This is a genomic window from Frankia sp. CeTa3Moorea (assembly GCF_978021225.1).
The window spans coordinates 1-24440 of sequence record NZ_CDXDOR010000054.1; the positions used below are offsets into that span (position 1 = coordinate 1).

The 24440-nt window shown below is 71.2% G+C and carries 19 protein-coding genes; 7 read left to right on the forward strand and 12 right to left on the reverse strand.

Translation table 11 applies throughout. The features are described 5' to 3' along the window. The 3 genes from AC08OV_RS11800 to AC08OV_RS11810 all read right to left on the reverse strand — a co-directional run. Positions 1-630 (reverse strand): TolB family protein (locus tag AC08OV_RS11800; RefSeq protein ID WP_476619660.1); only part of this gene is annotated, 630 nt, incomplete at its 3' end. Between the two features lie 63 nt (positions 631-693). Continuing rightward, positions 694-2478, reverse strand: a complete 1785-nt coding sequence (locus AC08OV_RS11805) for an N-acetylglutaminylglutamine amidotransferase (protein WP_476614246.1) — start codon at positions 2476-2478, stop codon at positions 694-696. Between the two features lie 324 nt (positions 2479-2802). Further along, positions 2803-5388, reverse strand: coding sequence for a glutamate--cysteine ligase (locus tag AC08OV_RS11810; RefSeq protein ID WP_476614247.1), 2586 nt, complete (start codon positions 5386-5388; stop codon positions 2803-2805). A gap of 406 nt (positions 5389-5794) precedes the next feature. On the opposite strand from AC08OV_RS11810, the gene AC08OV_RS11815 reads away from it, so the two are divergent. The 3 genes from AC08OV_RS11815 (at position 5795) to AC08OV_RS11825 (ending at position 9198) form a co-directional block, all read left to right on the forward strand. Next, positions 5795-6307 (forward strand): TIGR00725 family protein, encoded by a 513-nt coding sequence (locus AC08OV_RS11815; protein WP_476614248.1) that lies wholly within the window; start codon positions 5795-5797, stop codon positions 6305-6307. Positions 6308-7034: 727 nt separating this feature from the next. Beyond that, entirely contained in the window at positions 7035-8624 is a 1590-nt protein-coding gene (locus AC08OV_RS11820; RefSeq protein WP_476614249.1) for an FMN-binding glutamate synthase family protein, read from the forward strand. Positions 8625-8724: 100 nt separating this feature from the next. After that, on the forward strand, positions 8725-9198 hold the full coding sequence (locus AC08OV_RS11825) for a VOC family protein (RefSeq protein WP_476614250.1): 474 nt from the start codon (positions 8725-8727) through the stop codon (positions 9196-9198). A gap of 31 nt (positions 9199-9229) precedes the next feature. Here the strand turns inward: AC08OV_RS11825 and mptB are convergent, their stop codons facing one another. Further along, positions 9230-10819 carry a polyprenol phosphomannose-dependent alpha 1,6 mannosyltransferase MptB gene (gene mptB, locus AC08OV_RS11830; protein WP_476614251.1) on the reverse strand — a complete coding sequence of 530 codons (1590 nt, stop codon included), beginning with the start codon at positions 10817-10819 and terminating at the stop codon, positions 9230-9232. 359 nt (positions 10820-11178) lie between these two features. On the opposite strand from mptB, the gene AC08OV_RS11835 reads away from it, so the two are divergent. Next, positions 11179-12408: a glycosyltransferase 87 family protein gene (locus AC08OV_RS11835; protein WP_476619661.1), complete on the forward strand. Its 1230-nt coding sequence runs from the start codon at positions 11179-11181 to the stop codon at positions 12406-12408. A gap of 3 nt (positions 12409-12411) precedes the next feature. On the opposite strand, the gene AC08OV_RS11840 is transcribed toward AC08OV_RS11835, so the two are convergent. Genes AC08OV_RS11840 through AC08OV_RS11855 form a run of 4 tightly spaced genes read right to left on the reverse strand, consistent with a single transcriptional unit; the run spans position 12412 to position 17147 of the window. Next, positions 12412-13161, reverse strand: coding sequence for a hypothetical protein (locus tag AC08OV_RS11840; protein WP_476619662.1), 750 nt, complete (start codon positions 13159-13161; stop codon positions 12412-12414). Further along, positions 13148-14767 (reverse strand): vWA domain-containing protein, encoded by a 1620-nt coding sequence (locus AC08OV_RS11845; RefSeq protein ID WP_476613269.1) that lies wholly within the window; start codon positions 14765-14767, stop codon positions 13148-13150. The genes AC08OV_RS11840 and AC08OV_RS11845 overlap by 14 nt, the downstream gene beginning before the upstream one ends. After that, the gene (locus tag AC08OV_RS11850) at positions 14764-16026 is read right to left on the reverse strand and encodes a toxic anion resistance protein (protein WP_476613268.1); all 1263 of its coding nucleotides are present in this window, start codon (positions 16024-16026) and stop codon (positions 14764-14766) included. Before AC08OV_RS11850 ends, AC08OV_RS11845 begins: the two co-directional genes overlap by 4 nt. Continuing rightward, positions 16023-17147, reverse strand: a complete 1125-nt coding sequence (locus AC08OV_RS11855; protein WP_476613267.1) for a hypothetical protein — start codon at positions 17145-17147, stop codon at positions 16023-16025. The genes AC08OV_RS11850 and AC08OV_RS11855 overlap by 4 nt, the downstream gene beginning before the upstream one ends. 171 nt (positions 17148-17318) lie before the next feature. Between AC08OV_RS11855 and AC08OV_RS11860 the strand changes: the two genes are divergently transcribed. Continuing rightward, positions 17319-17525, forward strand: a complete 207-nt coding sequence (locus AC08OV_RS11860) for a hypothetical protein (RefSeq protein ID WP_462188068.1) — start codon at positions 17319-17321, stop codon at positions 17523-17525. A 105-nt stretch (positions 17526-17630) separates the two neighbouring features. On the opposite strand, the gene AC08OV_RS11865 is transcribed toward AC08OV_RS11860, so the two are convergent. After that, positions 17631-18650, reverse strand: a complete 1020-nt coding sequence (locus AC08OV_RS11865) for a metallophosphoesterase (protein ID WP_476619663.1) — start codon at positions 18648-18650, stop codon at positions 17631-17633. Between the two features lie 267 nt (positions 18651-18917). Between AC08OV_RS11865 and AC08OV_RS11870 the strand changes: the two genes are divergently transcribed. After that, positions 18918-19505 carry a MaoC family dehydratase gene (locus AC08OV_RS11870; RefSeq protein ID WP_476613265.1) on the forward strand — a complete coding sequence of 196 codons (588 nt, stop codon included), beginning with the start codon at positions 18918-18920 and terminating at the stop codon, positions 19503-19505. Then, the gene (locus AC08OV_RS11875; RefSeq protein WP_476613264.1) at positions 19502-20431 is read left to right on the forward strand and encodes an HpcH/HpaI aldolase/citrate lyase family protein; all 930 of its coding nucleotides are present in this window, start codon (positions 19502-19504) and stop codon (positions 20429-20431) included. Before AC08OV_RS11870 ends, AC08OV_RS11875 begins: the two co-directional genes overlap by 4 nt. 61 nt (positions 20432-20492) lie before the next feature. On the opposite strand, the gene AC08OV_RS11880 is transcribed toward AC08OV_RS11875, so the two are convergent. From AC08OV_RS11880 to accA, 3 genes are read right to left on the reverse strand one after another with little or no spacing between them, the layout of a single operon-like run. Next, positions 20493-21845, reverse strand: a complete 1353-nt coding sequence (locus tag AC08OV_RS11880) for an acetyl-CoA carboxylase biotin carboxylase subunit (RefSeq protein WP_476613263.1) — start codon at positions 21843-21845, stop codon at positions 20493-20495. Beyond that, the gene (locus AC08OV_RS11885; RefSeq protein WP_476613262.1) at positions 21845-22594 is read right to left on the reverse strand and encodes an acetyl-CoA carboxylase biotin carboxyl carrier protein; all 750 of its coding nucleotides are present in this window, start codon (positions 22592-22594) and stop codon (positions 21845-21847) included. The genes AC08OV_RS11880 and AC08OV_RS11885 overlap by 1 nt, the downstream gene beginning before the upstream one ends. Then, positions 22591-24426 carry an acetyl-CoA carboxylase carboxyl transferase subunit alpha gene (accA, locus tag AC08OV_RS11890; protein WP_476619665.1) on the reverse strand — a complete coding sequence of 612 codons (1836 nt, stop codon included), beginning with the start codon at positions 24424-24426 and terminating at the stop codon, positions 22591-22593. Before accA ends, AC08OV_RS11885 begins: the two co-directional genes overlap by 4 nt. Positions 24427-24440 lie beyond the last annotated feature (14 nt).

Below are 24440 nucleotides of genomic sequence, written 5' to 3' on the forward strand. Positions count from 1 at the left end.
CCCCGGACCGCCGCCCCCCGTCCCGTCCGGCGCGGGGTCGGGGAGGGCGACGACGTCGCACACCTGCAGCGCCACTCCAGCGGCGAGGCGGGTCCGTCGCCCGCCGGAGTCGATCAGCACTGCGGCGGTGCGGCCGGACGGATCGGAGCGGTCGGACTCGGTCACGACGAGGCCGTGGCCGTCGTCGGTCCAGCGGGCCGGGGTGGCGGCCCGCCCCCCGCCGCCGGCCAGGTGGCGCAGGTCACCGCCGTCCGCCCGGACGGTCCGGACCTCAGTGAGCTCCCCGCCGCCCGGCGCGACGTGGACGGCGATCCGGTCGTCGGTCGGCGACCACAGGACCGCCCGGACCTGACCGGGGCCGGTGTCGACCGGGCGCTCCCGGCCGTCCGGGTCCCGGATCCACAGCGCGGGGGCGCCGCCGCGATCGCCGACGAAGGCGAGCCGACCATGCGGGCCGGTACTCGGTGCGCGACAGCTCGCCGCCGCGACCCAGGCGTCGGACAGATCGCCGGGACGCCCGGAGTCGACGGTGTGCGGCACCGCCGGCCGCGCCACCGCCGGCCGCGCCACCGCCGGCCGCGCCACCGCCGGCCGTCCCACCACCGGCTGCGCCACCGCGGGTCGGATCATGTCACTCCAAGGGATCATGCGACTCGGTCGTGCGACGTACGTGGGTCGTGCGACCTACGTAGATCACGCGACCGTGTGGGCCTGGAGCCACATCTCGAGCAGCGCGGCCTGCCACAGGGCGTTCGCGCCGAGCGTCGTGCGGTTGTCGTTCGGGGCGGCGAGCATCGTCCGGACCCACACCGGCCGGAACAGGCCCCGCGTCTTCGCCGCCGGATCGGTGAGCGCCTCGCGCACCCGGTCCAGGAACGGCCCGTCGAGATGACGGATCGCCGGCACCGGGAAATACCCCTTGGGTCGGTCGATGACGTCGACCGGCATCAGCGGGCGGCCGATGTTCTTGAGCACGCCCTTGCCGCCGGAGGCGAGCTTCAGCTCCGGCGGGCAGGCGGCGGCGAGCTCGACCAGCTCGTGGTCGAGGAAGGGGGTGCGGGCCTCGAGCCCCGCGGCCATCGTCATGTTGTCGACCCGTTTCACGGGGTCGTCAACGAGCATGATCGTCGAGTCGATGCGCAGCGCGGCGTCGACGGCGGTCTCGGCGCCCGGCCGGGCGAAGTGGGAGGCGACGAAGTGCCGGCTGGCATCGGCCTCGATGAGATGGTGCGGCTCCACCATCGCGGGCAGGTCCCGGTGCGGTCGGTCGGCGAAGACCCGCAGGTAGGCGTCGACGGCGTCGGTCCGCCCAACACCCGCCAGCGGCGGATACCAGGAATACCCGGCGAAGACCTCGTCGGCGCCCTGCCCCGACTGCACGACCTTGACGTGCCGGGAGACCTCCTGGGAGAGCAGGTAGAAGGCCACGCAGTCGTGGCTGACCATCGGCTCGCTCATCGCGGCGATGGCCGCGTCGACGGCGGGCAGCAGCCTCGTCCCCGGCACCCGGATCTGGTGATGGTCGGTATCGAAATACCGGGCGATGACGTCGGAGTAGACGAACTCGTCGCCGGGCTCGCCGCCGACGGCCTCGAACCCGACACTGAAGGTCGCGAGATCCTTCTGCCCCGCCTCGGCGAGCAGCGCGACGATCAGACTGGAGTCCAGCCCACCGGACAGCAGCACGCCGACCGGGACGTCGGCGACCATCCGGCGGCGCACCGCGAGGCGCAGCCGCTCGGCGATCGCGTCCTGCCAGTCACGGGGGGTCCAGTCCGCGTGCGCGGGATCGCGGGTGAAGCTGGGACGCCAGTACAGGTCGTCGGTCGAGGTGCCGTCCGGTTCCACCACCCGCACGGTCGCCGCGGGCAGCTTGCGCACCCCGGCCAGAATCGTGTGCGGGGCGGGCACCACGGAATGGAACGACAGGTAGTGGTGAAAGGCGACCAGGTCGATGTCGGAGGAGACACCGCCGCCGGCGAGCAGGGCCGGCAGGGTGGAGGCGAACCGCAGGCGCTCGCTGTTCCCGGTGAGGTAGAGCGGCTTGATGCCGAGCCGGTCCCGGGCGAGGATCAGCCGCCCGCTGTCCCGCTCGGCGATGGCGAAGGCGAACATCCCGGCGAAGTGGTCGACGCAGCGTCTCCCCCACCGGTGGTACGCCTTGCCGATCACCTCCGTGTCGGAGGTGGAGAAGAAGCGGTAGCCGGCCGCGACCAGCTCGTCACGCAGCTCCTGATAATTGTAGATGCACCCGTTGAACACCGTGGTCAGGCCGAGCTCGTTGTCCACCATGGGCTGGGCACCGCGCTCGGACAAATCGATGATCTTCAGGCGACGGTGCCCGAACGCAACCGGGCCGGCGGACCACACTCCCACGCCGTCCGGGCCCCGCGGCACCATCGTCGCGGTCATCCGCACCACCGCGTCGACGTTCGCTCCCCGGCCGTCGAATCTCAGCTCGCCACTCAGCCCGCACATGTGCGCTCCCGTCGATCGATGAAGTCAGGCGAGATCCATTCCCCGGGGCTTCCTTCCCGATACCGCAGCCGTTGATGACGACCTCACTCTCGAGGACGGAGATTTCACAACAGTGTCCGCGATGTTGCCAACTCCCTCGGTCGCCAACCCGCGCGGAACCGCAGCGCACCCCGCGCGGAACCGCAGCGCACCCCGCGCGGAACCGCAGCGCACCCGCGACGGAGCATCCGGCGACGGAGCATCCGGCGACGGAAGACGGGGCCATCCTGGATCCGACTACGGAGAGTAGCTGTCACGGAGCGGTTGACGGCGGGGAATCACCGGCTAACGGCGGGGAATCCAGGTGTCCTTGGACCCCCCGCCCTGCGAGGAGTTGACGATCAGACTGCCGGGAGGCGCCACCCGGCTGAGCGCCGCGGGCACCACCCGCGGCTCCCGCCCGGCGTAGACGAAGACCCGCAGATCCACCGCGCAGGGTTCGAGATGGCTGTCGTGCCAGGTCGGATGGGTCGACAGCGACACCAGTTCCTGGCCGATCCACTGCCGGGGATCGGCCAAGATCCGCTCGCGGACCTCGGTGAGCCGGTAGGGCTCGGCGCGCGGCCCGATGACCACGCCGGACCCGCCGTACCCGTCGACCGGCTTCACCACCAGTTGATCGAGGTTGTCCAGCACGTGTTCGCACTGCTCCGGGTCACCGCAGACATAGGTCGGCACGTCGTCGAGCACCGGCTGCTCGCCCAGGTAGTAGGTGACCATCCGCGGGACGTAGGCGTAGACGACCTTGTCGTCACCCACCCCGTTACCCAGAGCGTTCGCCATGCCGACCCGGCGGGCCCGGATCGCGCGCAGCAGCGGGAGCCCCAACGGGGTGCCGTCGGCTCCGAGGGCGCCGAACAGGTCGTCCTCGTCCATCCGGCGGTAAAGGACGTCGACGCGGCACCGCCGGGAGCCGTCGATCCGGTGGACGACGTCGTTGTCGTCGACCAGCAGATCCGCCGGTTCCACCAGCGCAACGCCCATCTTCTCGGCGAGCAGGGAATGCTCGAAGTACGCCGCGTCGCTCTTCCCGCCGGTCAGCACGGCCACCGCCGGTTCCCCCGCGGCCGCCGCCGGGGCCGCCGCGACCAGCGCCTCGTGCAGCAGGGCGGGTATACCGTCCAGCCGCAGGATGCCGGCCGGCGGACCGAGCTCCGGCAGCACCGACTCGGCGAGCCGCCGGCCTTCCATGGCGTAGGCGATACCGGACGGGACGCGCAGGTTGTCCTCCAGCACCAGCCAGCCGCCGTCGCCGCCGCGGACCAGGTCGATGCCGGCGACGGTCACCCGGATGGCGTCCGGGCCGGCGGCGCGACCGCCGTGGCGCAGGCTCGGCGCGTCGTTGACCACCCAGGCCGGCACGATCCCGTCGGCGACGGCCGCCCGCTCGCCGTAGATGTCGCGCAGGAACGCCTCCAAGGCCCGGACCCGCTGGCTCAGCCCGGTCGTCAGGGTCGTCCAGTCGTCGGCGGCGATGATCCGCGGGACCAGGTCGAACGGAAAGGGACGGCTGGTGGAGTCCCCCGAGGCCCGGAAGATGATCCCCCGGTCGTTCTGCTCGGCCTCGCGCGTCCCGACCCGTTCGTCGAGGATGCCCGGGCCGAGCCGTTCCAAGGTGCGCATGACGGCCCGGTACTGGGGACGGACCGCGCCGCGGGCATCGACGATCTCGTCGTACCCGGTCGGCTGGTAGCGCTCGAGCAGCCGCGGCGCAATCTGGTCGGAGGCGGACACGGCGGGCGCGCTCCCCAGCGCGGCCGCCGCCCCCGCGGGCGGGACGTCGCGGGTCTCGGCCAGCACCAGATCCGCGACGTCGGTGAGCAAACCCCGACGGGCGAAGGCCCGGCGCTGGCGGTGCGCGGAGCTGCCCCGGCCAACGGCCTGTTCGGCCAGGTTGTCGATGAGCTCCCAGTCGTCGAACCGTTCGAGCTGCGGGCGGACCTCGGTGAGCAGCCGGCGCAGCATGGCCTGGGCCGGTATAGGGCCGGTACCGAGGATGTCGACGAGGTCGCCCTCCAGGCCGGACCGGGCCGCCCGCCAGGTCGCCGCGCGCAGCAGCTCCGCGCGCGGCGGCGGGGCCTGGCCGCCGGCCTCGATCTCCTCGATGGCCTGGCACACCAGCGCCCGGAACAGCCCGGCGATGAGGATGACGTTGTCGACGTCCGGGCAGGCATCGCAGATGCGCAGCTCGACGGTGGGCAGGTGGGCCGACGGGCGGACGTCGAAGTAGACCATCCCCGGGTCGCTGATCACCCCGGACTTGATCAGGTCCGCCACGAGCTGGTCGTACTCGGCGGCGGTCCGGAAGGACCCGGCGACCCCCGCGGTCGGCCAGCGCTGCCACACCAGCGTGCGCATGCTCGCGTAGCCGCTGTCGGCACCCATCCAGAACGGCGAGCTGGCCGAGAGCGCCAGCAGCATCGGCAGCCACGGCGCGGTCCAGGCGACGACGGCCATCGCGAGGTCACGGTCGGCCACGTCGACGTGCACCTGAGCGCCGCAGATGAGCTGCTCGCGCGCGACGATCTGGTAGTCCTCAGTCATCTGCTCGTAACGGTCGTCCCGGGAGACGTCGAGCAGATCCATGTCCACGATCGGCACGGTGCCCGCGGCGGCCGGCCCGAGCCCGAGCTCGCCGGTCACCTCCGCGAGTCGCCGCCGCAGATCGAGCAGGTTCGTCCGCAGCTCCAGCAGATCCGCCGTCGGCTGACTGTTCGTCTCGACAACCGATTTCAATAGCTCTGGGGAGAACGAGTCCCCGTCGAGCCGGCGGAGGATTTCCTCGGCCCTGGGAACGAGCTGACGGGTGGTGAGATCGAGGATGTGAAATTCCTCCTCGACGCCGACGGCCACGATTCGTGCGTCGCTCATGGCGGGCTACGCTACGGCCTGCCGGTTACACATGCGTGTCACAGCTATGACCCGCCTCGGGAAGAATCCCGCACTACTCGCCACGGACCTGCACCCCCACCCTTGTCGTCGCCGGGTACCGGCCGCCACCCGACGCCTCGCCCCGGCCCACCTGCGTGACCACGACCACTCGACCACGACCACTCGACCACGACCACTCTCGCCCGGTCTCGTCCGGCCCGTCCATCCGGTCCGTCGGCCCTGCTGGCGGGGCCGGCGGCCCCAACAGGGTCTCTACTATCCCGCCGGGCCTCGATAAAACGTGACGAAGCGTGCAGGGCGCGGACTCTCCGATGTGGCTGTCCGATGTGGCTGTCCGATGCGGCGCGCGGTCGCTCGACCGGCTCACCGGCGGGAGGATCGACGGATGCGGCGGGACGGGCGGATGCGGCGGGACGAGGTCTACATCGGGGTGATCGGGCCGGCCAAGGCCACCGTCCGTGAGGTCGCCACCGCCGAGTCCATCGGACGGCGTCTCGCCGAGGTCGGCTGGTACGTCGTCTGCGGGGGCCTGGGCGGGGTCATGGCAGCGGCCTGCCGGGGCGCCCGATCGGTCGGCGGGACGACGATCGGGCTGCTGCCGGGCCTGTCCCGGGACGAGGGAAACGACCATCTCACCGTCAGCCTCCCGACCGGGCTGGGCGAGCTGCGCAACGGCCTGCTCGTCCGCGGCAGCGACGCGTTGGTCGCCGTCGGCGGAAGCTGGGGAACACTTAGTGAGATCTCCTTCGCGCTCCGGGCCGGGAAGACGGTGATCGGTCTCGGCACCTGGGCCGTGGACGCCCAGGATTCATCGCTGCCGACCGTCATCCCGGTCCAGGATGTGGACGATGTGGTGCCGCTCCTTCGAGCACACCTCAATGATGCCGGCCCTCGATGAGGTCTACCGCTTGATGACGTCTACCGCTTTTTGTCCACGCCGACAGCGGTCATCAGGCGCAGTGATCGGATAAAAAATCCACCTTTCTCGTTATGGTCGAGAGGGGCTCTCGGCGCAAAAGAGTCGCTATTTCGGTCTTAGGAATTTCAGCGGACAACCGCGACCGGGTGCATGGGGCCGAGCAGTTGAAACCAGCGGGCCTAACGGCATGATCGTGGTCTTGTCGTACTCCCGGAGTCTCGAATTTTCTGGTGTGGCGGCCGCACCCGAGCCGGACCGATGCTCGCACGGACGAGAGGTCTTCCGGCGCAGCGACACGTGCACCGTGCACGGTGCGCCAAGCGCCAAGCGCCAAGCCTTTCCGCGTAACGGGTCGTGGCGATGTGCAGGCAGGTCGTCCTGGTGTGCTCGATGTGGAGGATGACGAACGCGGCGGCGACTATCCGTCCGATGCCCCCAGGGAAAGAGGCGGACATTCCGGAGTACTGTGAAAGTTGTTGTGAGCAGGGAGTCACCCTGTTCACCGACGGCCCGCTTGCCATTGCGGGTCCCCGCCCATTGCGTGTCCCCGCGGCCGCGGCACGGCCCTGGAACACTCCGTGAACCGTCCGGCGTATAGCGTCGAAGGCGCCGGACCCGACGGGTCCAGGCAGATCGGCCGGGTTCCGCCGGCCGCGGCCCGCGCACAGCCTGCGCACGGCCGGCGCAGGGAAGGATCGCGATCGCGATGTTCTCGTTCGGGATAGGGCCGGCCCTGGCGGGGCTCATGGCGGCGGCGATCGCCGCCGGGCTGTGGTGGTCGGCGGGCTGGTGGGGGGCCGCCGCCGTGTCCGGCGCCCTGCTCGCCCTGGCCGTCCACGACGTCACGCAACGCCGGCACGCAATCCTGCGGAACTACCCGGTGTTCGGCCACCTCCGCTTCATACTGGAGTCCATCCGGCCGGAGATCCAGCAGTACTTCATCGAACGCAACTACGACGGCCGCCCGTTCGACCGCGACATCCGGACGAGCATCTACGAACGAGCGAAGGGCATCCACAGCGACCAGGCGTTCGGCACCGAGCGCGATGTCAACGCGGTCGGCTACGAGTACCTGCTGCATTCGACGGTGCCACTGGCGGTTGCGCCGGGTACCCCGTCGCCCCGGGTGCGTATCGGCGGCCCGGACTGCACCCGGCCGTATGACATGGCGCTGCTCAACATCTCGGCGATGAGCTTCGGAGCGTTGTCGGGCAACGCCGTGCTCGCGATGAACCGCGGCGCGGCGGCGGGCGGTTTCGCTCACGACACCGGGGAGGGCGGTCTCACCGAGCATCATCTGCGCTACCACGCCGACCTCGTCTGGGAGATCGGCAGCGGCTACTTCGGTGCCCGCACGGCGGACGGCGACTTCGACCCGGCGCTGTTCAAGGACAAGGCAGCTCTTCCGTCGGTCCGGATGGTCGAGCTGAAGCTGAGCCAGGGCGCCAAGCCCGGCCTCGGCGGCATCCTGCCCGCGGCGAAGGTCAGCGCCGAAATCGCGCGGGCCCGCGGTGTCCCGGCCGGGGTGACCTGTGTCAGCCCGCCGGGACACCGGGTCTTCTCGACTCCGCGGGAACTGGTGCTGTTCATCGCCCGGATGCGGGAGCTCGCGGGCGGCAAGCCCACGGGATTCAAACTGTGTGTGGGGTCCCGGCGGGAACTGCTCGCGATCTGCCGGGCGATGCTGGCGGAGGGGATCACCCCCGACTTCATCGTCGTCGACGGAGGTGAGGGCGGCACCGGCGCCGCGCCGCTGGAGTACGAGGACCACGTCGGCACTCCGCTCACCGAGGGCCTGATGACGGTGCACAACGCACTCGTCGGCGTCGGCCTGCGGGACCGGATCCGGATCGGGGTGAGCGGCAAGATCGCCACCGGGGTGGACATCGTCAAACGGCTCGCCCAGGGCGCCGACTACACCAATGCGGCCCGCGCGATGATGATGGCGGTCGGCTGCATCCAGGCGCAACGCTGTCACACCAACACCTGCCCGGTCGGGGTGGCCACCCAGGATCCGCGCCGCGCCCGCGCGGTGGACGTCGCGGACAAGGGCGAGCGGGTACGCCGCTACCAACAGGCCACGGTGGCCCAGGCGGTGCAGGTGATCGCCTCGCTGGGCTGCGCCGGTCCCGAACAGCTGCACCCGGGGATGCTGATGCGCCGGGTCACCCACACCGACACCCGCAGCTACGCCGAGCTGTACGAGTGGCTCGGACCCGGGGAACTGCTCGCCGAGCCGCCGGCGGACTGGGCGGCGGACTGGGCCGCGGCCGACCCGGACCGCTTTCGCCCCTGATCCAGGGGTACCACGACGCTCTTTCGGGAAAAGCTCTTTCGGGAAAAGCTCGTGCGGGAAATGGCCGCGCGCTTCTCATACAGACAGGAAGGGCCGGAGGATGCCAGCAATCACGCCATGTCTGTGGTTCGATACTCAGGGCGAGGAGGCAGCCACATTCTACACGTCGATCTTCCCGAACTCGCGGATCGTCGACATCACCCGCTACGGCCCGGCCGGGCCCCGTCCCGAGGGTACGGTCATGACCGTCCGGTTTGAACTGGATGGTCAGGAGTACGTCGCGCTGAACGGCGGACCCGAGTTCACCTTCTCGGAGGGAATCTCGCTGCAGGTCGGCTGCGGTTCCCAGGCCGAGATCGACGAGTACTGGGACCGGCTGACCGACGGTGGCGAGGCAGGACCCTGTGGGTGGCTCAAGGACCGGTACGGGCTGTCCTGGCAGATCGTGCCCACGGCCCTGCCCGAGCTCCTTGACGATCCCGACCCGGGCCGGTCCCAGCGGGCGATGCAGGCGATGCTGAAGATGTCGAAGCTCGACATCGAGGAGTTGCGCCGAGCCGCCGACGAGGCGTGAGACCCGGCGACGGACGGAACGGGCGCCGCGCTCAGGGCACGCTGGTAGGACGACGCCGGGCGGCCAGGGCCACGGCGATGCCGCAGGTCAAGCCGAGGAGCAGGACGATCGGCCCCTGCCGGACGAACCAGGGAGCAACCTGCGGGTGATCGACGAACAATAGCTCGCAGTGCGGCAGGGCCAGGAACGAGCCGACCACGGTGACCGCCCCGAGCACCCGTCGCGGCGCCTGCCCAGTCAGGCCGAGGAGCACGGCGCCCCAGGTGAGATACCAGGGGTAGAGGACGGGTCCGAGCAGGGCCAGGCTGAGTAGTGCCAGCCCGGCGGTGGCATGCGGTTCACGGTCGCGGACGGTCACCAGCAGCCAGACGAAGATCCCGGCGGCGACGGCCACACCCGCGGCCCGGGTGGGTCCCACCAGATCCTCGAAGCGCATCGCCGATCCGGCCATCCTCGCCAGGACGGACAGAAAATCGGCGAGGCAGGTGGTCGGGGCGTAGAGGGTCAGTCCGGCGGCCGGTGTCCGCGCGGCGCGCAGCCATCCGAAGCCGTCGGGTACCAGACTCGACAGCACCACGACGACGCTCGCCACGACGGCGAGGTCCCGCCCAGCGACGGCACCGACGCGACGGAGCTGGGCCGCACGCCGACCCGATCCGACCGAGGCCGCGGTCGCGGCGGTAGCGGCACTCACTGCCCTGACCGACCGCCAGACCAGCACCACCACGACGACCAAGGCCGCGGGCCACTTCACCAGCGCGGCCGCGGTGATGAGGACGAGACCGAGCACCGGCCTGCCGCGGTACACCGCCGTCAGACCGCCGACGAGCAGCGCCAGCAGGATGGCCTCGAGATGGATCGCGCCGACGAGCTGCAGCAGCACGATCGGACTACCCGCGCAGAACGCCAGCGCCCAGGGCCGGCGCGCCACGGAGGACACCCGCACCACGCACACCGCCATCACGACGACGCTCGCCCCCGCGACGACCCGGTGCAGCACGACCGCGCGCAGGACGTCACCGCCCGCAAGCGCATTCACCAGCCGGAAGTAGCCGAGGGCGACCGGCCCGTAGGGCGACAGCGCTGATCTCCAGATCGGATCGACGGCCAGCAGGACGGGGCGGGCGCCGAGCGCGGTGGGCCCGGTGGCGTAGGGGTCGAGCCCGGCGGCGAGCATCGTCCCCTGCGCGGCGTAGCAGTAGACGTCGAGGCTGAGGATCGGCGGGCCGAGCAGCACCGGAACGGCCCAGCAGCCGATGATGAGGCCTATCCGCGGGACCGACAGGTCGCCGTGGTGCGCGCGCTGGCACAACCGGAACCATGCGCCGACGAGCAGCGCCACCCCGATGATCATAAAAGCGGGTAGCGGAGAGGGGCGGTCGAGCGGCACCGGGTCGAGCAGCCCGAACCAGCGTGACGGGGTCACGACTCCGGGCTGCAGGGCCAGTCGCCCCGCTACCAGCACCACCAGCACCGATCCGGCGGTCCCACATCCCGCGAGCAGGACGGCGCCTCCGTCGAGGCGTCCGCCAACGCCCCCACCGATGCACGACGAACGGCGTCGACCAGGATCGCCCGGTCGGGCGGTTCCGTGCGGCGCGGTGTCCTCTATCTTGTCCATTCCGGTACAAAGCCTGACGTTTCTACCTCGCCAACAGGCGGCGCGCCCGGGACCACCCGGTGAACAATACCTGTCCTGTAAGGATGTCGGAGCCCACGGGCACCGGCCCGGCCCGCGGTGTCCTGCCTCGGCCCGCGGTGTCCTGCCTCAGCGCCGACGGCCACCGGCGGATGGCGCCGGGATGAACGGCTGATGGTGGCTGCCGGGCTCCCAGCTGGCGGACCGCCTCGGGGTGCTATGCCGAACGCATGCGGCAAGCGAGAACCATGCGCCCGGCAACCGGTACCGCCTGCCCCGACGGGGAGACGGCAGGCCCGGGACCGGTGCCGGTCGCCTCGGCGCGACCGACGGCGCCCGTCGTGACCACGGGCGTCGCCGCCGCGCTGGTGGTGCTCACGGTGATGATCGCACCGCAGCCGCAGACCGACTTCGCTGTCTACCGGCTGGGTGGGCAGGCCGTCTGGGACGGGCCCGCCCTTTACCAGGTGCGTACGGCGGCCGGCCTGCCCTTCACCTACCCGCCGATCGCGGCGGTGCTGTTCACGCCGTTCGCCGCCATCTCACTGGGGCTGGCCGAGGTTGTCTGGGCCGCGCTGACCGTCGCGGCACTCATCCTGCTGCTGTCCAGGCTGCGGGCCTGGCTCATCCCGCCGACCGGCACCGCGCGGGCCGCCGGGGCCAGGCGGGCACTGGGCTCGCGCTGGGCGCCGCCGCTGCTGCTGGTGGCGGCGCTCGCGACGGAACCGGTTCGCAGCACCATCATCTTCGGGCAGGTCAACATCCTGCTGATGCTGGCGGTCTGGCTCGATGCCGGGCCCGGGCGACGGTCCACACCGTTCACCCGATTGCCACCGGGTGCTCTCACAGGTCTCGCCGCGGCGGTGAAACTGACTCCGTTGATCTTCGTGGCCTACCTGTGGCTGGCCGGCCGGCGCCGGGTGGCGATCGGAGCGGTGGGGACGTTTCTCGCGGCCCATGCCGTGGCATTCGCGCTGGCACCCGCGGCGTCCCGCGCCTACTGGGGCGGGGTGTTCGCGGATCCGGGCCGGATCGGCTCGGTCACGTACGCCGGCAACCAGTCACTGTACGGCGCGATGACCCGGATCTGGGGAGACGGCGCGTCGGTAATCCAGATCCACCGGCTGATGGTGGCCGCCGTCGCCGTCGCCGGGCTGGCGCTCGCGGTGCGGCTGCACCGGCGCGGGGAGCCCGTCGCGGGCCTGCTCGCCTGCGCGGTCACCGGACTGCTGGTCTCGCCGATCTCGTGGAGTCACCACTGGGTGTGGGCGGTGCCGACGCTGCTCTGGCTCGCCACCAACGGCACCGACGGCCGAGCCTCACACCGGTACGTCGGAGCGGCGCTCGCCGGCTACGTGTTGTTCGTGGCCTCCCCCGTCTGGTGGATCACGCCCCACGATCAGAACTGGCCGCACCACCGCGACCCGACCATCCTCCTCACGAACGCCTACGTGATCGCCGGTGTCGTGCTCCTGGTCACCTTGGCGCGCGTCGCCGGCCGCCGGGACCTGTACCGCCGATCATGGGGAATGCGACATCCGGACCTGGTGCGCCGGGGCGTCAGGGGCTAGGGGCTAGGGGCTAGATGAGCCCGGGAGGTGTGGCAGGTCGGGCCGGGGTGGATCGGGCAGGGTGAGCTCGGTCGGGCCGAACCGGTCGGTGAGAAAGCGGCTGTGCGCGAGCAACTGGGCCGTGTCGCCGCGGGCGGCCGCCTCGGTGACCTCACGCATCCCACCGGCGAGCAGGGCCAGCGTCGCCAGCAGGACATCGCGGGGGGTGCGGCCGTCGGGCAGCCGGTGGGTCTCGGCGTAGGCCCGCGGCAGCCCCAGATAGGTCTCCACCGCGGTGGGCAGGTAATCGGCGACCGTCCGCTCGACGGCGAACGTCTCCGGCGAGCCGGGACGCAGCAGGTGCGGGGTGTCCAGAACCTGCCGCAGCGCCCCGATGACCTCCTCGGCGGCCGCGACGAGTGCCCGGTCGTCCGGTGCTCGGTCGATCAGAGTCCGGTACTGGGCCTCGACCGCCGCCCGCAGATCACCCACATCGATCCCACCGCCCGCGACCGCGGCGCGGCGCCGCGGTGCGACCAAGGCGCCGATCGCGTAGAGCGCCGCGACGACCGGCGGCCAGAACGGCCAGTCCACCAGGCCCGCGGCACTCGCGCCGGCGCCGGCGAGCGCGCACGTGCAGCCGGCGATGTTCTTGGCCGAACCGAACCAGGTGAGGATCCGCTGTCCCCGGCCGGGGATCGGCGGCGGCGGGGGTGGTGGTGCCGGGCGCGGGAGCCGCGGTGGACGCGGCGCCGGCGGTTCACTGGTAGCCACGGATGTCCTTGAACGCGTCCGCCAGCGACGAGGTACGGGCGTCGAACACCGCGCCGCCGGTGTCGGTGGAGATATCCCGCAGCGCCGCCGGGTCGGCTTCCCCGAAGGCGATCGTGAAGGTAGGCACGGCACGCGCGGCCGCCGGCAGCCGCTGATAGGAGGAGCGGAAGTCGGCGGCCGAGATACCGGAGTTGTTCTCCCCGTCGGTCATCAGGACGATCGACGTGAGGTAGCCGGGGTCGGCCTCGACGGCCGCGCCGGCGGCCCGGTAGCCGGCCTCCAGCGCCGAGTAGATCGCGGTGTTGCCCTGGAGTTGCAGGCCGTCCACGAACGTGTTGACGCCCGCCAGATCCGCGGAGCCCGGCCGCGGGTCGTTCACGGCGAAGTCCACGGGGTCGTGGGCCCGGCCGGCAAAGGTGATCATTGTGATCTTCTCGCGACCCCGGAACCGGGCGAACCTGCCGGGCAACGTGTCGTCCGCACCGGTGAGCCCGCGCAGCGCCGCCTGGAGCGCCGCTATCCGCGGTCCGGCCATCGACCCGGACAGGTCGAGCAGGAAGATGGCGTGGCTGGGCCGCCGGAACCGGTCGAGGTAGGCGGACAGCAGCTGGTCGGCGACCTGCCGGCTCGCCGGGAAGGGCAGCTCGGTGAGCGTCCGCGTCGGGAACCGGGCGTCCAGCGCCACTCCGGGCAGGGCCGGCCGGCGGCTCGTGGCAGTCTGCAGCCGGCGCTGCGTCTGCGGCAGGCGCAGCCAGCTGACGACCCGGTCGTAGAGGTCACGCTTATCCGGCCGCAGCAGCAGGAGAGGGTAGTCGGAGGTGACGATCCCGTCCCTGGGATAGATCAGCTCCAATGGTTCGCGCAGCCGGTGCCCGGCGTTCAGGGCCAGCAGCACCGACTCATAGTTGATCATGCCGCCGAGAGTGTCCTGGGAGCGGGCGTAGGCGTCGGTCAGGAAACCGGAACTGCCCGCGGTCAGTGCCTGGCCAGAAAAGAACGAGGTCAGCTGGGCAGGCCTGATGTCCTGCGGGCGCAGCGCGTCCGAGGTGCCGGCGAGTGCCGCCGCCACCCCGACCAGGGCGGAGAAACCCGAGTTCGACGCCGCGGGATTCGTCATGGCGTAGGAGAGCTGGCCGGCCGCCACCTTCGCGGCGATGTCGGCCCAGGTCACGTTCGGGTTGCCGGTCCAGCCGAACTGCCGGGCCAGGCTGCGCCGGACCCCGAACACCACCGGCGACAGCATGATCGACGATCGCGCGGCCACGGGCGTCGCGCCGGTCGGCAGCAGTCGCAGGTACCGGTCGGAGGCGAACCAGGCGGCGTCGGCCTGGGCGGTGCCCCTGGTAATCGCGTCGGCGCCGTCCAGGGTGCCGGTGTAGGTCAGCCGCAGGGTGACGCCGGTCGCCCGGGTGAGATCGGAGAGCAGCGGCTGGATGTCCTGGAGTTCGGAGCCGGCGAGGACGGTGAGTTCGCCCGCGGATTCGCCGGTGCCGGACCCGCCGGTGCCGGACCCGTCCGCCGGTCCCGGGCCTCCGCCCGAGCAGGCGGCCGCGAGCAGCACCGTCAGGAGACACGCGAGCAGGGCTGCGCGCGGCCGTCGGTTCACCGGCCGCCGCCCGGCAGCGTCAGCTCGCCACCTCCGTCGGGGTACGAGCCAAGCTCGCCGACCTCGCCCGCGGCCGACCGGTCCAGGTAGGCGGTGGCCCTGCCGATCTCGGTGGACAGCGCGTCCACTGTCGTTCGCATGGTGTCCAGCGCGGCGGCGCGGTAGTCGTCGATGGCGTCGATGGTGGCGTAGATGTTCGCGAAGGCCTGCTGGAGGGCCCGCAGCGAGACGGTCGCCGAGGACGCCTGCCGGTGCACGTCGGCGCTCTGCCGGCGCAACAGCTCCGATGTGCCGGAAATAATCTTCTCGGTGGTGCTGTTCAGGGCCGAGATCTGGTCGAGGACCAGTTTCTGGTCGGCCAGCGCCTGGGCGACGATCACCGCGGTGCGCAGCGCCGACACGGTCGTGGTGCTCGCCCGGTCCACACCCTTGATGAGTTCGAGGTTGTTGCGCCGGAGCAGGTCCAACGCAAGGTAGCCCTGTGCGCCGACGGCAAGCTGGGTGAGCAGGTCCTGGTGCTTCTGGCGGACGTAGAACAGCACATCCCGGCGAAGCTCCTCCGCCCGGTCCGGGTCGGTGCCCGCGAGCGCCGCGATCCCCGTCTCGAGCTCACCGTCGAGTCTGCCGGCGAGGTAGGCGTACTCCCGCAGCCGGCCGATCGTCGCCCACAGGTTCTGCTTCTCCTGCTCGATGGCGGCGTTGTCCCGGCGCAGCTCCTCCTGACCGTGCTGCAGGGAGCGCAGGATCCCGTCCAGGTGGGCCTGCGACGACCGGTAGGAGGCGAAGTAGTCCCGCAGCCGGTTGCCGAAGGGGAGCACGCCGAGTAGCTTTCTGGGGGCGTCGAGATTCTGCCGGGAGGGGTCGAGGTCCGCCACGACCCGGCGCAGCTCGACCAGGGACTTCGACACCGCCGAGGTCTGGTCGAAGGGCCCGGAGTTCATCGCCCGGGTGGGCTTGTCGAGTAACCGGTTGGACACCGACGCCGATTCCCGGATCTCCTTCTCCCCCAGCCGGTGCACGGCGGCGACCTTCGACGTGAACGCCGGCGAGTGGGCATCGATGGACAGCAGCGTGCGCGCGAACGTGCCAGCCTGCTCGTCCAGCCGGGCCGCGGCGCCCGGATCGATCGGAACGGCCGGTTCGGCCCGGTCAAGGGGCACCGGTGCCACCGGCTCGGGCGGGGTCAGCACCAGGTCGCCGCCAGGTGCCGTATCGCCAGGTGCCGTATTCCGGTCGGCGGCCGGCGGTTGCGTGGTCAACCGGGTCTCCCCTGCGCCTGGTTCACAATCTTGTCAATCATGCGTTCCTCGATGGCGGCGGTGGGCGGTTCCACCACGTCAACCAGCGACGGCGGCGGCGCGAGACCCCGTTCGGTGGCCAGGCGGCGGCCGTACGCGGCATCCGCGGTACGAAACCCGTGCTGAGCCGCGAGACGCTGCAGCTGCGGGTCGGTGGCGAGTAGCCGCCCGGCGGCCTCGCCATCGGCGGTCAGCGGTACCACCGTGTGCTTCGCGTAGATCGTTGGCTCCGGGTACATGAGGACCATGTCGGGGCTGATGGAGCCGTCCTTCGCGAGCTGACGGGCGACAAACTGCGCCTCGTAGATCATGGCCATCGGTGTCTTCCCCATCCCAATGGTGAGGAAGTCGTCGAAGGGTTCCTGGGTGGACTGCTCGACATAGCCCTGCTTGACGAACAGCGGTGCGCAGCGGGCGGCCACCTGATCCGCCGCGGCGCTGTCGGCGACGACGTTGCCGCCGTTCTCGACATAGCTGGCGATCGCCAGGTACAGCGCCGCGGAGTTCGACGTCCGCACATCCGTCGAACTGATGAGCACGGACTTGCCGGTCTCGAAAGCGGTGTTCCCCGGCAGGTCCGACCAGCGGGTGTTCCTACCGACCAGATCGAGGTAGCCGCGCATGTTCAGGACGCGGTGGCCGCCGTCCATCCGCACGACCCCGGCGTTCTGCAGCAGTGACACGATCGGCTGGAAGGTGGCGATCGCCATCGGGCTGAAGAAGGGGACGTAGGACTTCGTCACCTTCCTGGCGGCCCTGATCCGGTCGGCCTGCGGCGCGTCGGCCGGAAAGGCCAGGTCATAGGGGGTCAGGTCGCGGCTGGTGGCGATCTCCCTGGACCCCGCGGTATCGACCTGCAGCCGGTAGCCGAGCTCCGCGAGCCGGACGCCCACCGCGGGATCCGCGAAGAAGTCCCGCTTCTCCGAACCGGCCAGGACCCGGACGGTCCGCACGCTGCCATCGGGCGGACCACCGCCGGCGTCGCCCCCCAGCCGGGGGACCACGATCAGGGCCACCACCGCGATCACGAGCAGACCGGCCAGCAGGAGCCCGACGGTCCTGCCCCGCTGCGCCGAACGCACCAGCCCTCCGCCCGAATCCCCCGATTGGCCCCGTCTGCCCCCATGATGGTAGATCCCGGCGACACTCCGGTAAACGGCGACGTCACATTGCGGTCGCACGGTGTTCACCGCTCGGCCATCAATTAGTCCCGGTCCGCGTGGAATCTGCGAAGACCCGACCATCCGCAGACAGTGGCCACGCTCCCCGGCGACACGTTCTCGACGTTCAACCCACGCGACCGTTCCCTGGTGACGGTGGATGGCCGCGGCGCCCGTCTGTGGGAGACGAGAGGGGACGAGATCACCCACGCGCTGTGCGGCTCCGTCACGACCACCATCACCGAGGATCAGTGGCGGAGATACGCCCCCGATCTCGCGTACCGGCCTCTGTGCCGGTAACCGCGCACCGGCTGCGCAGCCGGGCGGCGTCGATGCTCGCCCTCATCGGCTCCGGGACCGGCCGGGACCGCGAAACGGCCCCGGCCGGTGGGAGGATTCATACCCTCAGTAGTTGACGCGAGTCCAGCTGAAGACGCCCGGGGCAGCCGGGTTGATCGTGAGCTTCAGGTAGCCGTTCGCCTGAGCGCTGCCATCGACGACAATGCGGGTCACGTTGGGAGCCTGCAGGGTCTTCGGGGCCAGCGGGTGGAGGCCGTAAAGCGGGTCCGTGCTCGTGAACGGGTGGTCGACCCGGAAGTTGTGCGAGTCACCCTGCAGGATGAGCACCGGCTTGCCGAAATGCTCGGCGAGGGTCCCAATCCGCTTGACGATGGGATCGAAGCCACTCAGACCATCTCCACCGGCGGCCAGCGCGCTGGTGTCCCACATATCGGCCTGCATGAGCAGCGCGACCCCCGGCGCCCCGGTCTGGCGTGCGGCGTTGAACGCCTTGTTGATCCACTCAAGGTCCGCGTCAAGCCTGGTGGAATACTCGTTCCGCTGCTCCGCGGACAGCGGCGTCACCCCGAACCACGGGACGAGGCCGTTGTTGCTGCCCTGCACGTTAAGTGTCGAGAAAACCACACCGGACTGGGTCCACATGGCGTTCTCCACGAAGGGCGCGTAGGCCGGGTCCGCGGATTCACTGGTGACCTGCCGGGCGTTCACGCCGAGGGTCCGGCCCGGGACAGGGAAGAACACCTGACGCAGTTTTCCGAGACGTTCGAGAGGATTGTAGCCGCCGTTGTTCGCGCGGTGGCAGTCGGTCCACTCGTTGTCGCCGGGGGTATAGACAAGAGGATCCTGGAACTGGTCGAAATCCGACTTGATGGTGGCGAAGTACGAGTCCGAACAGACGCTGCTGCCATTCTTGATGTCGCCGAGATGCGCGACCAGCGACACGTCGGGATCGGCGTTGATCTTGCTGATGTCGGCGGGGAACTCGGCGATCTTGGCGGCGCCGTAGGGGATGTCGCCGATCACGGCGATCGTGGACGGAGCGGTCCCGGTGCCGAGCGGGGTGGCCGCGCCCGCCGGGATCGGGATCGACACGGACGCGGTCAGCGTACCAACGGCCAGTGCCAACAAAAGCCTGCGGTGCCGTATTTCCGGACTCCTTCATCACGAGGACCGCACGGTTCTTTTCCGGTCTTTTCCGGGGACGGCGGTTCATCGGGCCGGCCCGCCACCCGCACTCCGGACGCCCGGAAGCTATCGGGTCGACCGGAACGCCCCCGGAAGGGGTGATGAACCTTCACCCACGGCCAGCGCAACGCGGGTTACCCTACCCCTGCCGTCTTCGGCCGCTGAACACCGGCGGCCGGCGACGGGAGTCGATCGAGGGAGGCACCGATGGAGGCAGGGACATCCCCTCCCCCGCAGACCGCGGAGACCGGGCAGACAGGGCAGACAGGGCAGACAGGGCAGACAGGGCAGACAGGGCAGACAGGGCAGACAGGGCGGGAATGCCGGCGCGTCGAGGAACGGGGGCTGTGGTTCGACGAGCTGGAGACCGACGTCATCTACGCCCACCGGCCCGGGCGGACCGTGAGCGAAGCCGACAACACCCTGTTCAGCACGTTGACGATGAACACCCAGGCGCTGCACCTCGACGAGGCCTGGAGCACGACCCAGACGTTCGGCACTCGGCTGGTCAACAGCATGTTCACCCTCGCGACGCTGGTCGGCCTGTCGGTGAGCCGGCTGACCCAGGGAACAACCGTGGCCAACCTCGGGTTCACCGAGATCCGCTTCCCCGCACCGGTGTTCCCCGGCGACACGCTCTACGCCGAGACCGTGGTGCGCGACAAGCGGCTCTCCCGCAGTCGGCCCGGGCAGGGCGTGGTCACCTTCGAGCACACCGCGCGCAACCAGCACGGTGACGTGGTAGCCGTGGCGGTACGGTCCGCGCTGATGCTGCGCCGGGCGGCGGACCGGTGATCGGGCAGCTGCCCGGCCCGGCGTTGCTGTTCTGCCCCGCGGACCGGCCCGACCGATTCGCCAAGGCGGCCGCCGCGGCCGACGGGGTCATCCTCGATCTGGAGGACGGCGTGGCGGCGGCGGACCGGCCGCGGGCACGGCGCGCGTTGCGGGAGACCGTCCTCGACCCACTGCGGGCGATCGTCCGGATCAACCCCGCCGGGACCGCCGATCACGACGAGGACCTGCGCGCCCTCGCCGACACGCCCTACACCATCGTCATGCTGGCCAAGACGGAGTCCGCCGAGCAGGTCGCCGCCGTCGGGCCGCGCCGGGTCGTCGCCCTGTGCGAGACACCGCGCGGCGTGCTCGCCGCGGCCGGGATCGCGGCCGTTCCCACCACCATCGGCGTCATGTGGGGGGCGGAGGATCTCGTCGCCGCGCTGGGTGGCCGGTCGAGCCGGGACCAGGCCGGCCGCTACCGGGGCGTCGCCCTGCATGCCCGGGCGAGCGTCCTGCTGGCGGCCGGAGCGCACGGGCGGGTTGCCGTCGACTCCGTGTACCTGGACATCGCCGACGTCGACGGCCTCGCGGCCGAGGCTCGTGACGCCGTCGCGAGCGGCTTCGCGGCGAAGGCGTGTATCCACCCGAGGCAGGTCGCGGCCGTGCGGCAGGCATTCGCGCCGTCCGCCGACGAGGTGGCGTGGGCGCGGCGGGTACTCGACGCGGCGGCGCACTCCGCCGGCGTGTTCTCCTTCGAGGGACGGATGGTCGACGCGCCCGTCCTGCGTCATGCCGAACGCACCCTCGCCGCCACCGGGCATGATCCTGCTGTCACCGTCACAGACTCACCCACCGATCAGCGGCGGTGCCAGGGCCTACCGCGATCTGTGGATAACCCAGACCTCAGCCCGGCCTGGCATGGCCGGGGAAATGCGGAGGGTTGAGTACGGTCTGGCGGCGTCAGACCGTACTCAACCCTCCACAACTCTGCGTAGAGAACTCTGGTCAGCCGGTCGAGGTGAGCGCGGCGACGAGGGAGGTGTCGTGAGTCGCGGTCCGGAACCGGGAATCGTCGAGCACCCGCCGGAGGAAGGGCACGGTCGTGGCCACGCCCGGTCCCTCGATGCGCAGCTCTGACAGGGCCGAGCGCATCCGCCGGACCGCGCCGTCGCGATCCGGCGCCCAGGCGACCACCTTCGCCAGCAGGGAGTCGTACCGGGTCGGTATCCGGTAGCCGGGGTGCACGTGGCTGTCCACCCGGACGAAGGGCCCGCCGGGGAAATGGCACTCCGTGAGCGTTCCGGGCGCGGGGGCGAATCCCCGGACCGGGTCCTCGGCGTTGACGCGGCACTCGATCGCGACGCCGCGCGGGACGACCGCGTCCTGGGTGAGGTCGAGTTTCTCCCCCGCGGCGATCCGGAACTGCTCGGCGACGAGGTCGATGCCGGTCACCATCTCCGTCACCGGATGCTCCACCTGTAGCCGGCAGTTGACCTCCATGAAGTAGTACGCACCGGCCGGGTCGACCAGGAACTCGACGGTGCCCGCGCCGACGTAGCCCGCCGTGGAGACCCCGCGCAGCGCGGCCCGCCCCATCTCCTCGATGAGGTCCGCGGGGAGGCCGGGCGCCGGCGTCTCTTCAATGAGTTTCTGGTGACGCCGCTGCACCGAGCAGTCCCGGGCCCCCAGGTACACGCCGTTGCCGTACTGGTCGCAGAGCACCTGGATCTCCACGTGCCGAGCCGAAGGCAGGTACCGCTCGACGTACACCCGCCCGTCGCCGAAGACGGCCTGCGCGCCCGCCCGGGTCTCGGTGTAGGCGCGAAGGAACTCCTCGGGCTGCTCGACGACGCGCATCCCCCGACCGCCGCCGCCGGCAGCGGCCTTGATGATCACGGGATAGCCGATCCTGTCGGCGAACACCTCTGCCTCGTCCGCGTGGTCGATCGCGGTATGGCTTCCGGGCAGCAGCGGAAGGCCCGCGGCAACCATCAGCGAGCGGGCGACGGCCTTGTCCCCGAGCTTCTCCATGACCGAGGCGGGCGGTCCGACGAAGGTGATGCCCTCGGACTCGCAGACCTCCGCGAAGTCCGCGTTCTCGGAAAGGAATCCGTATCCAGGATGGATGGCGTCCGCACCGGCGAGCCGGGCGGCCTCGATGATCGTCGGGATGTTGAGGTAGCTACGGCCGGCGGGGCCCGGACCGATCTGGACGGCCCGGTCGGCGAGCCGGGTCACCATGCTGCCGCGGTCGTCGGCCGAGTAGACGGCGACGGTGCGCAGGCCGAGCTCCCGGCAGGTGCGGAGGACCCGCAGAGCAATCTCGCCCCGGTTGGCGATCAGGACGGTGGTGACCATCAGCCGCGGGCGTCCGGATCGATAGCGATCAGCCGTTCGCCGTACTCGACCGACGTCGCGTCGGGCTGGCACACCTCGACGATCTGGCCGGCCGTGTCCGCCTCGATGGGGATCATCAGCTTCATCACCTCGAGGATCGCGACCTGCTGCCCGGCCTTCACGGTGTCCCCGACCCGGACGAACGGCCGCGCACCGGGTTCGGGAGCGTAGTAGAAGACCCCGACGCTCGGCGCGGTGACGTAGCTCAGGCCAGCATCACCACCGGCGGTCGGCGAGTCCGCCGACCGCTCCTCGACCAGCGCGACCTCGCCGGGAACGGCACCACCGGGAACGGCACCACCGGAACCAGCACCGCCGGAACCAGCACCGCCGGAACCAGCACCGCCGGGAACGGCACCACCAGGAACGGAGCGAGGCGCGGGAACCGGATGACGACGCGGCGGCGCCGTCGCCTGGACGGGCCCGCGCCGGTCGTCACCGAGCTCGGCCAGGTCGGTCCAGGCCAGCTCCACGACGATGTCGCCGGCGGTCACCCGCAGGTGCGACGGCGGCCGCACCGCGTTCGCGTACAGGGCAAGGGCGTGGTGCTGCACCGCGGCCAGGATGGTGTCGACGTCCGCCGCGTCGATGGCGGACAGCGGGCCGGGCGCGGCGGTCGACCATCCCGGCGCCGTGCCCGGATCGTCGACCGCCCGGTTTCCGTTGGAGGAGACGGCGCCGGAGCGGCGCGCTGCCACAGTCGTGCTCATGAGCTCTGCTCCCTGTGTTCGGAGTGTCCCGGGTGTTCGGAGTTGCCCAGGCGTTCCGGGGGTGACGCGCCGGCCGGCTCACCCGCCACCGCGCCGAAGCGACGGAAGCGCAGCCACCGCCGGTACACGAGCTCCTCCGGGCCGGCCAATCCCAGCGTCGCCAGCGTCGCGCGCAGCGCGGCACCGACGAGCGCCGCGGCGTGGACGGGATCGGCCGCGGCACCGCCGTCAGGCTCGGGTACGACCCCGTCGACAATCCCGAGCTCCAGCAGCTGGCGCGCGTCCACGCGCAGTGCCTCGGCCGCCTTCGGCGCGGCGGTCGCGTCCTTCCAGAGGATCGACGCACATCCCTCCGGGCTGATCACTGAATACACCGCGTTCGCGCACATCAGCACCCGGTCGGCGACCGCGAGCGCCAGCGCTCCGCCGCTGCCGCCCTCGCCGGTGACGACGGCGACGACCGGAACGGGCAGCGCCCCCATCAGGCGCAGGTTCTCGGCAATCGCGACCGACTGTCCCCGTTCCTCCGCCTCGACGCCGGGATGGGCGCCGGCGGTGTCGATGAAGGTGACCACCGGCAGGCCGAGCTTGGCCGCCAGCCGCATGACCCGCGCCGCCTTGCGGTACCCGGCGGGACTGGGCATGCCGAAGTTCCGCTCGCTGAGCTCGGCGACCGTGTGCCCCTTCTGGGTGCCGATCACGGCCAGCCCGACTCCGCCCAACCGGCCGAGACCGGCGACCATCGCCGGGCAGTCGGCGGAGGCCCGGTCGCCGTGCAGCTCGTTGAAGTCGTCCAGCAGAAGCGAGATCAGGTCGAGGGTGGTCGGGCGCCCGAGTGCCCTGGCCTGCCGCACGGCGTCCCAGGGATGACGGACGGGCAGGTGGAGCGCCTCGGTGATCACCCGCTCGGCTCCGTCGTGCCCGTCGGACGGGCCGCCCCCGGCTGCGATGCCCCCGGCCATGGCGCCCCCGGCCATGGCGCCCCCGGCCGCGGCGCCCTCGGCCATCTCATGAACGCCGGTGGCGACGCGCAGGAGCCGGGACAGCGCGGCCCGCAGGTCGCCACGGGGAACGATCATGTCCACGATGCCGTGGTCCAGCAGGAACTCCGCCGTCTGGAAGCCGGGCGGCAGCTTCTGGCGGATCGTCTGCTCGATCACCCGGGGACCGGCGAACCCGAGGCGAGCACCCGGCTCGGCGACGATGACATCACACAGAGTGGCGAAGGAGGCTGCCACCCCCCCGAACGTCGGGTCGCTGATCAGTGCCACGGTGAGCACGCCCGCCTCGTCGAGCCGGCCGAGCATCTGGCTCGTCTTGGCCATCTGCATCAGCGACAGCAGGCCTTCCTGCATGCGGGCACCGCCGGAGGCGGTCACGATCACCAGCGGTGTGCGCTCGGCCAACGCCACCTCGCCCGCCCGGGTGATGGCCTCGCCGACGGCCGATCCCAGGCTGCCGCCCAGGAAACGGAAGTCCATCGCCGCGACGATCACCTCGGCGCCGTCGATGCGTCCCCGCGCGCAGACGACCGCCTCGGCCAGTCCGGTCCGCTCGCGGGCCTGGCGCACCCGGTCCGGATAGGGTGCCGAATCGGTGAAGCGCAGCGGATCGGGATCCGCGGGCACGGGCGTCGCCAGCTCGGACCATCCCGGGTCCAGCAACTGGGCGAGCCGGCTCGGTGCCGTCAGCGGCGCATGCCAGCCGCACTCCGGGCAGACCCGGTTGGCTGCGAGGAACCGCTTGCCATAGAGAAGGGTCCGGCATCCCCCGCACAGATGCCAGGCGAGGCGGTCCGCGGCCGACTCCGCCTCGACGGCTGGCACGGGCACGGGCGCCGGCGTGC

Excerpts from the sequence above, each read along its gene's own strand:
- AC08OV_RS11805 (WP_476614246.1), bottom strand. The coding sequence starts at position 2,478 with ATGTGCGGGCTGAGTGGCGAGCTGAGATTCGACGGCCGGGGAGCGAAC.
- AC08OV_RS11810 (WP_476614247.1), bottom strand. The coding sequence starts at position 5,388 with ATGAGCGACGCACGAATCGTGGCCGTCGGCGTCGAGGAGGAATTTCAC.
- AC08OV_RS11815 (WP_476614248.1), top strand. The coding sequence starts at position 5,795 with ATGCGGCGGGACGGGCGGATGCGGCGGGACGAGGTCTACATCGGGGTG.
- AC08OV_RS11820 (WP_476614249.1), top strand. The coding sequence starts at position 7,035 with ATGTTCTCGTTCGGGATAGGGCCGGCCCTGGCGGGGCTCATGGCGGCG.
- AC08OV_RS11825 (WP_476614250.1), top strand. The coding sequence starts at position 8,725 with ATGCCAGCAATCACGCCATGTCTGTGGTTCGATACTCAGGGCGAGGAG.
- mptB (WP_476614251.1), bottom strand. The coding sequence starts at position 10,819 with ATGGACAAGATAGAGGACACCGCGCCGCACGGAACCGCCCGACCGGGC.
- AC08OV_RS11870 (WP_476613265.1), top strand. The coding sequence starts at position 18,918 with ATGGAGGCAGGGACATCCCCTCCCCCGCAGACCGCGGAGACCGGGCAG.
- AC08OV_RS11880 (WP_476613263.1), bottom strand. The coding sequence starts at position 21,845 with ATGGTCACCACCGTCCTGATCGCCAACCGGGGCGAGATTGCTCTGCGG.
- AC08OV_RS11885 (WP_476613262.1), bottom strand. The coding sequence starts at position 22,594 with ATGAGCACGACTGTGGCAGCGCGCCGCTCCGGCGCCGTCTCCTCCAAC.